We start from the raw sequence: 8186 nt of genomic DNA on the forward strand, positions 1-8186 counted from the left end.
CGGCCTGCTTAATACAACCGCTGTTATCTTTTGCCTGGGCCGACGAAACCTTGGCGGCGCCCTTGTTCATGGCGTTGACGCAGGCCTGCGAAGATTTGTCCAGGGGTTGCGCGCCGGCAGCACCGGCGACCAGCAGGAGGGCCGCGCATAGAGTACAGGTCCGCTTCACCCGGTCACGGTGGCACACCCCGTGGTCTACTGGAAGCCGGGTTTTTTACCTTACATCACCTGCATCTTCGCCCGCCCCCCCACCGGGGGAGTACGCGCACAATCGCCATTTCCCCGCCTCCTGAGCGAGCAGGCCGGTTTTGTCTGCGGCTCGGTGCTCTTCGTTGGCGTCTGGCACGCTTCGCAATTATAGGAATCCTTCCCGGGGGGCGTGATTTGCTTATAGGACTACAAATGGTGTTTCAGAATTTCGGGCGGCGCTCGCCCGACGGCGAGCTCGTGCAGAGCGAACTGCGCATGGACGAGGGCCTGGGAGAACGAATCGCCGCCGGCGAGAGCATCGACGGCGACGACATGTACTTCCGCAGCACCCCTTACTTCGAGACCACGTCCGAGAAGTACGCCTGGATGAACGACATCGTGTGTATTGGCCGCATGGCCGCGTTCGGAGGCGGCAAGGCCAGCTACGAAGTTTTCCAGGTGTTGTAGCAGCCCCGGCACAAGGAGAAGTCGAGAGCCTACCTTCCGTAAACGCCCACGTGTTTCTGCACCCGTTCTGTATACGCGTGCAGCTGGCTATAGCTTTCCGCGATCTCGCAGAACCAGGTCGGAGGCTGGTTGTCGTAAACACCCGCCATGAATCCGGCTATCGTAAAATCGTATACGCATGGCTTGTCGCCGAACAAAAACCCACTGGCAGGCACGGCGTGTTCGAGCGCTTCGAGGTCACGGGCAACAAACCCTCGTTGCTCTTCCAGCGTGTGCCGGCCCAGGCCGTGAAGGTGCAAGGTCCGACGCATCTGCCGCTGCGCTACACCGGCGACGAGCGGTCGAACAATTCGAGGAGCAATGTGAAAAAATCCTTCGACGATGTTGGGAAACCATTCGTCATCGAGCCAACGGCTGGCAACGAACAACCAGTACAGATGATCGTCGACCAGCCGCGCAAGCGCCAGCCCATGCGCACGGTCGCGATCGCTTAGCCCTCTGTAGACGGCGCCCTGGGTGATTTCATCCAGGTACTCGGTGATGAGTTCCGAGTCAGCGATCACGCGCTTGTCCGTGACCAGGTAAGGCAGTTTGCCCTTGGGCGCCTTGCGGGGGTCGAGCTGCACGTCCATCTCGAAAGGCAGGCCCAGTGACGTCAGCAGCATTTCGACCTTCAAACAGAACGGACTGACGTTGCGAAGGCCGAAGGCCCCTCCCAGGGTGAACAACGTCATTGACGGAACGTGGGGCTGGGCGTCGCTACCAGGCATGAAGATTCTCCTTTCTAAGATCCGGGATTTTAAGAACCACGAGCTTACCACCCTTGCCGCCCGCCTGTCGACGGATAAGCCCCCCATGTGGGTGGCTCCCCCCCTTCACTCCCGGTGTTTATCCAAACCCCAACTGAAGGCGCCGGGACGGACTTTCAGTTAGCGGCCGGCTCGACCACCGCGGGCGGCTCGACCACCGCGGGCGGTTTGACGAGGTGGTATCGCCGGATCGCCGGTTTGTCTATACGGGTCGAGAGCCCGCCTGGCCATTCGACTTCTATTGCCGACACCGACTGCAACGAGCCCAGGCCAAAATGCTTCTGCAGTGCGTGTTGCGCAGAAAAAGAGTCACCGGTTACTATGCGCGCGATCCGCCGGCCGCCACTTTCCAGTTCCACGGCGATTCGCGCGCCTAACGGCGAAGGCCCACCCGCGCGGTCGGCCAGGCGGACACCGATCCAGTTGTCGTCGCCAGGCCACCGGTTGCGCAGCAGGTGCAGGCGCGGCTTGTTGGATCCACCCTCGTAGTCGTGTTCGACCACCAGAAGGTCGACCCGCCCGTCCAGGTCGAGGTCGTCGGCCACGACGGCGCGGCCGTCGATCTCGTCGGCGACGCCCATGAGATAACCCACGTTGGTAAAGTCGCGCCCCGCGTCACTCATGTAGAGCACGTTGTGCTCAAAGCCGTTCCACGACCACTCGTTGCCTATCTTCGAGGACGTGTTCTGGAAGAAAGACTGGCGCGCTGGATCGGGGACAGCGGCCGCCATGTAAATGTCCTGCGTCCAGAAGCGGGTGCAGTAGTCCTTGGCCGAGTTGCCACTACGAAAGCCGTTGGCGACAAATATATCCACGTCCGAGTCATTGTCGAAATCAAGCGAAGCCGTTCCCCAAGCCCAGCCTGAGCGCGCCACGCTGTCCTTGAAAGCCGGCGCGACCAGGCGGGCGGTGCTGGTACCCAGGAGCATGCGGTTTCCAAAGGTCATGGGTCTGCGCATTTCCTGGTGTCGTGCGAAGCCCTCGGGCCCAGCGTTCATGAAGTCGAGTCGCCGCGCGGTAGTCGAACTCATGCCGATCATGTACATGTCCAGCAATCCGTCCAGGTCGTAGTCTGCAAACGAGTGGCCCATGCCGAACCCCGCGCCGTCGTCGATTACCTGGTCGGTAGCATCACTAAAATGACCACTGCCGTCGTTGAGATAGACGTCGGCCCCGGCGAAATCGCTGACGGTTACGAGGTCCAGGTCGCGGTCGCCATCGATGTCCACCAGCGAACCGCTCAGTACGCGGCGGTAACGCTTGGTGCCCATGTCGGCCGCCGCGCTGCCATCTTCGAAGTGGCCATCACCGGTGTTCAACAGCAGGTAAGAGGGGTAGCCGTCGCGCGCGTCGTAATAGGGCTGGGGCAAGGTGCCAGCGAGGTAGGCTATCTTGTACTGGCCGGCCCAGACGTCGAGGTCACCGTCACCGTCCGCGTCCCCGGCGGTGAGCACCTGCGGGTTGGCCAACGGGCTCGAGGTGGCCTTTACCGGGTGCGGCTGCGTGGGAAACCTACCGCCGCTCGCCCCCTCGTAAAGGTGCAGGTACTCGCCGCGTGCCCCGCTGAGAAGGTCGAGGTGACCGTCACCGGTAAAGTCGGCCAGCACGGCGGCTGTTATATTGCCCTCGATGTTAGCGGGCCGGTCGAGCAGCGGGGCCTCGTCAAATCGCCAGTCGCCCTTGTTCCAGTAGACCGTGTTCATGCCGGGCAGTACCACGTCGGAGTAACCGTCACCGTCCAGGTCGTGGACCAGTAGCGGCGGGACGTAGCCCAGGTCCCAAGTGGCCGCTTTTTCGAAGGTGGGATTGCCGGTCCGTTCAAATATCTCGATCGACGACGCATCGATACTGCGCGCTATGGGAAAACCGTTAGCGTCGCCGAGCCCCGACCAACGGACATCGAGTTCTCCGCGTATCGAGGCGCGGTGCCCGCGCTCGGCCTGGATGCAGTCGATAGCGAAGGTAACCAGTGACCGGGCCCCGGCCGTTTCATCATACGAAAACCGGGTATGATGCCACTCGGTCTGCTCGATGCGATAACCGCGTTCTTTCCAGTCGGTCAGAAACAGCCGCCACTGCTCCCGGTCGAGAGCGCGCGCGGGCGAGCCGAATCGCGTGGCGCTTACTCCCTGGCCCAGGATGCGAGTCGGCCCCGGCCGGCCGATCAGCAGCGTGTCCTGTAAACTGAAATTACCCAGCACCTCGAAGGCGTCGTCAGCCCTGCGCAGTTCATCCCACAGCCTGACGAAAGCCTGTTCATATACCTGCGCCCTGACTTCTCCGGACCAGACGGTCCGGTCCCTCAGCCTGCGCTCGTCGACTATGCGCTGCACCTGTTGATCAATACTTGTCCGTTTTTCCTTGGAGGTGGTCTTGGGGTCGCGCGACTCGCTGCCGGGTGGGGCGGCGCCGACCAGCATCGCTGAGCCCACGGATCCCAGGATCATCGCTAAACAGGACGCTGCGATTATATGCTTTGACGAAGTCATGATCGTTGCACTACATGACAGTGGTCAGCAGGGCGCGCAACAAGTGCGGAGACTCGAAGAGCCCCACTTGCGAAATCGCCCCCCCCACACGTGGCAGGCTATTTTGAGGACGATGTTAATCGGCTGCACGTATTAATTCACAGGTTCACTCGCGTAAGGAAGGATCAGGGGGAGGGGAATCAAAAAAACCAGATTCTCCCTTGACACAACGATTAAAGGGGTAAGAGTGGCTAGCGGGAATACTCGCTGGAGGTGGGGGCTTACCTCACCCGGCGTTCGCCTGGGAGTTATAAATGACAAATAGCAGGTATCGGGTTGTTGCTTTCTTCGCCGCCGCGTTACTGGCAGCGGTCGGACAGGCCTCGGTCTCATCGGCGGCCCCGGTCGTTGACGGTGTGATCAACGTTGGCGAGTACGCCCAGTCGGTTGTCGTTGACAGCACTCCTGACCTGGGCGGCGTGTACGACGCGGGTAGCTCGGGTAGCTTCGCCGGCGGCACGGTAAACTGTCACGGTGACTGGGCCCTGTACTGGGACTGGGATGCCACCAACCTTTACCTCGCTGCCGATCCGATGGGCGCACCCAGCAATTGTGCGGACACGGTGTTTGGCGCGTTGTTCAACCCGACCCTCGGCGATCCCAACGATTCGCCTACCGGCTGCGAGGCTTGCACGGGTACATTCTACGGCAACGGGATGACAGACGGGCATTTCGCTGCCGAGTGCGTAGCCGGCCAGTTTAATATTTCGGGAGGGGAGTCGTCTTTTCTAGCCACACCGCCGTCGAGCACCTGGACCTACGTGCAGAACCCGGTCAGTACCACGATCAACGCGATCGAGTGGTCGATACCGCGGGCTGACCTCGACAAGTTCGGGGATACCACCTACACAGACTCACCCGAGTTTGCGTGCATGTGGTTTCGTGCGTCGGCCTTTGATTCACGCGGGGTAAGCGACAGTATCGGGCCAGGTGTCCGGACCATATGGTTGGCACTGAACCCCGCTGCGGCACCCTGTGCGCTTTCGGCCGACCCTCCGCCGACTTGCGGCGCGGTGTGCGGTGATGGCACCCTTGAACTTTTCGAAGAATGTGACGACGGGAACACCGACGTCGGCGACGGTTGTGACGACAGTTGCGAGCTGGAGCCCCCGCCGGCCTGCGAGACGCAGGACAACGTCCTGAGTTCAATCGATGGGGGCGTGGCACCGGTGGCAACCAGCGTGTGGTCGGACGAAAACGGGCTGCCGTCGTCCGCGCCCGGGGCTTTCGACATGGACGAGGCCACCTTGTGGAACAGCGACTGGGGGGGGCCGGGATTTGAGCCCACCGAGGGCTACGGTAGCCATTCCTATCTGTACGCCGAGCTCGCCTCGGCCGTGACCATCAACCAGGTACGCATCGTCCAGGATACGACAAACAGCGACGCGATCGATATTTACGTGAGTGATGACCCGGCGGCGGCGGAGGGTTCGCTGACGGGGTGGACGCTGGTGGCCGGACTTACCGGTCAGAGTGCCGGTACCGAGCTTGTCAACATAGCTGCCGTGTCGGCGTCCAAGGTGAAGATGGTCTTCCCGGTCGCGGGCAACAGTGGCGATGCTCGCATCATGGAATTCCAGGCCCGTTTTTGTTGTGCTACTGACTTGGACTGCGACGACGGCGTGGGTTGCAACGGGATTGAAACCTGTGACCTCACGACGGGTAGCTGCCTGGCGGGTGCGCTGCCTTGCCAGGGCGACTGCGACACGGGTGTGTGTACCGAGCCGGGTCTCTGTACGGCTGTGCCGGTATCAACCGCCTGCGATTCGGGGCTTGACACGTGTACGGTAGACGATAGCTGCACGGGCATTGCCAGTTACCCGCAGGGGAACTGTCCCAACAACGGTGGCGGCGGAGACACGGATGAAGACCTGGTCTGCGATCTCGATGATGATAATACGTCGCCGGGCCTTTTTACTCTGCTGCGGGTGAAGTTGAAACCTGACGGCGCTTCGTCGGGTGACGACGGAAAAGCGGTGGTGACCGCGTTGCTCGCCGACTCCGATTCCGAGGGCAGTTTTATTACCAACCTCCTCGCCGGGACCAACACGATGGACCTGGTCGATTCGGACAGTTGGAGTGTCCCTTTGCCATTGGAGAACTGCTCGTCGCATTCCTCGAAGCTGCGCAGGGTTCGTTGTCGCTCCACCGACGGCCGCGTGCGTGCCACGGCAACGAAGAAGAAGCGTCTCAGCGAGCACCTGTTCGTAGTGCGGATAAGGGCGAACAAACTGACCAGTGCCGAGACGGGCCCGGCCGGCGCCACCAACCCGGTCGCCCCGGTGACGGTAAGCCTGGTCCACGGATTCATCACTAGGGTCGATGCTATCGACGGATGCACGTTGGTGTCAGCCGGCCAGGACCGTAAGCGGCTGGTGTGCAGCGAATGATGGGCTCACGGCTTAGTTCGGCCACCGGGGCACGGACGGAGAAATACAATATGGAAGCAAGTAGATTGAATCCGGTACTTCGGCGGTTACAAGCCCTCTCGGTTGCCCTGACGATCGCAGTGCTGGTGGGTGTTCTCGTCGTTGAAAAGGCGACTGCGCAGGTCTGTACCAGCGAAGACAACTTGCTCAGCTCGGTTGATGCTGGGGTGGCGCCGGTCCTGACCGACGTGTGGTCCGACGAAGACGGGTTGCCGTCTGACGCCGCGAAGGTATTTGACATGGACTCGGGCACCTTCTGGAACAGCGACTGGTTCGGTGCGAATTCTGAGCCGCTTGAAGGTTACGGAGACCACTCCTACCTGATCGCCGAGTTTTCTTCACCAGAGGTTATCAACCAGTTCGTCATCGAACAGGACGCCACCACGAGCGAGGCCCTGGACATATACGTGACCACGGATGCCTCGGCGGCCTCCTCTTCGTTAACCGGGTGGACACAGGTCGCCAGCCTCACTGGATTGGGAGCCGGTACCGAGGTTGTCGACATATCGGCGGTGACTGTCCTCAAGACCAAGTTGGTTTTTCCCTCAGGTGGCAATACCGGCGACGCGAGGATCCTGGAGTTCGCGGCCCGCCTTTGCGGTTGTTCCTCTGACCCCGACTGCGACGATAGCCTGGCGTGCAACGGTGTCGAGACCTGTGACCTCGGCAGCGGTAACTGCGTGGTCGGCACTCCACCATGCACGGCCCCGTGCGACGCGAGTTGTACAGAGCCGGCCGGCACCTGCGTCCCTGAACCGGACGCGACCGGCTGTGACAGTGGTAGCGACACCTGTAGTGAACTGGACGAGTGCCTGGGCGGCGTTTGCGTCAATACGGGCGGTGGAAGCGATACTGACGGTGATGGGATCTGCGACACGGACGATCTCGACACGACCCCGGGTTCGTTCGTCATCAAGAGCGTAGTGTTGAGACCTGCAAGGGCTTCAAAGAGCAACGGGCTCGCCCGTATCACCAGCAGCTTCATCAGCGAAAACGACACCGGTGGAGGCCTTGTTGATACGATGCTGGCCGGTAACGCTTTTGTCACTGTCAGTGACCAGGGCGGTTTCTCCAGCACGATAAGCTTAACCGGCTGCGCGTCGTCTGCTAACGGTGCGCGGGTGATGTGCCGATCGGTCGACAAGCTGGTCAGGGCCGTGCTCAAGCCGCTGCGGGGCATCGGGGTTCCACTAAACGGGGGTGCGTCGTTGTTTGTGTCCAAGTTCAGGCTGCGCGCGAAGGGCCTTGACGCTGCTTCGACTGGCGTGGTTGTTCCAACCGGGCCGGCAGACGTGGGCCTGTTCGCCAATCCGGTTGCCCGTCGTGACAGTGTCTCCCTGTGCCAGCCGAGGGGTCCTCGTAAGCTTTTCTGCACGAAGAACTGACGCGCACGTAAACCCCAGCCCGCTGGAATCGGCAAACCCTACCGTGGACTCAGGCCCGGCGGTGGGGCAGGTTCGTTGCCGCTATGGGCGGAATTACAAAAGGATCTGACTTCAGAATACGACGCGACGACTGGTCGCGCTGCGAATTCGTGACCAACGAGCTGAACCTTGAGCCGCCGGCGGGTGGCGTGCTGTTTCGCGTGGATCGCTTCGCGTTGACCGCCAACAACATCACCTACGCGGTGGCCGGTGACATGCTCGATTACTGGGGCTTCTTTCCGGCCGATGAGGGCTGGGGGCGTATACCGGTGATGGGATTTGCCGACGTGCTCGCGTCGAGTCACCCGGCCGTCGCGGTGGGCGAGCGCGTGTTCGGTT

Annotated in this window: 6 protein-coding genes; 4 read left to right on the forward strand and 2 right to left on the reverse strand. The window is 61.5% G+C overall.

The features are described 5' to 3' along the window. The first annotated feature begins 402 nt into the window (after positions 1-402). On the forward strand, positions 403-657 hold the full coding sequence (locus EYQ35_00265) for a DUF3237 family protein (protein ID HIF62581.1): 255 nt from the start codon (positions 403-405) through the stop codon (positions 655-657). Between the two features lie 29 nt (positions 658-686). Here EYQ35_00265 and EYQ35_00270 read toward each other — a convergent pair whose 3' ends face one another. Together EYQ35_00270 and EYQ35_00275 are read right to left on the reverse strand one after the other, a co-directional pair. Further along, the gene (locus EYQ35_00270; protein ID HIF62582.1) at positions 687-1427 is read right to left on the reverse strand and encodes a glutathione S-transferase family protein; all 741 of its coding nucleotides are present in this window, start codon (positions 1425-1427) and stop codon (positions 687-689) included. Positions 1428-1582: 155 nt separating this feature from the next. After that, positions 1583-3955, reverse strand: a complete 2373-nt coding sequence (locus EYQ35_00275; GenBank protein ID HIF62583.1) for a CRTAC1 family protein — start codon at positions 3953-3955, stop codon at positions 1583-1585. Positions 3956-4650: 695 nt separating this feature from the next. Between EYQ35_00275 and EYQ35_00280 the strand changes: the two genes are divergently transcribed. The 3 genes from EYQ35_00280 to EYQ35_00290 form a co-directional block, all read left to right on the forward strand. Next, entirely contained in the window at positions 4651-6384 is a 1734-nt protein-coding gene (locus tag EYQ35_00280; protein HIF62584.1) for a hypothetical protein, read from the forward strand. Between the two features lie 50 nt (positions 6385-6434). Then, positions 6435-7808, forward strand: a complete 1374-nt coding sequence (locus EYQ35_00285; GenBank protein ID HIF62585.1) for a hypothetical protein — start codon at positions 6435-6437, stop codon at positions 7806-7808. An 83-nt stretch (positions 7809-7891) separates the two neighbouring features. Then, positions 7892-8186, forward strand: a 295-nt coding sequence (locus EYQ35_00290) for a DUF2855 family protein (GenBank protein HIF62586.1), incomplete at its 3' end; no start/stop codon positions are given.

It is taken from the genome of Candidatus Binatota bacterium, from assembly GCA_012960245.1.
In the GTDB taxonomy this organism is placed as follows: Bacteria; Desulfobacterota; Binatia; order UBA1149; family UBA1149; genus UBA1149.

Coding starts and splice junctions, on each gene's coding strand:
- EYQ35_00265 (HIF62581.1), top strand. CDS start 403: ATGGTGTTTCAGAATTTCGGGCGGCGCTCGCCCGACGGCGAGCTCGTG.
- EYQ35_00270 (HIF62582.1), bottom strand. CDS start 1,427: ATGCCTGGTAGCGACGCCCAGCCCCACGTTCCGTCAATGACGTTGTTC.
- EYQ35_00275 (HIF62583.1), bottom strand. CDS start 3,955: ATGACTTCGTCAAAGCATATAATCGCAGCGTCCTGTTTAGCGATGATC.
- EYQ35_00280 (HIF62584.1), top strand. CDS start 4,651: ATGACAGACGGGCATTTCGCTGCCGAGTGCGTAGCCGGCCAGTTTAAT.
- EYQ35_00285 (HIF62585.1), top strand. CDS start 6,435: ATGGAAGCAAGTAGATTGAATCCGGTACTTCGGCGGTTACAAGCCCTC.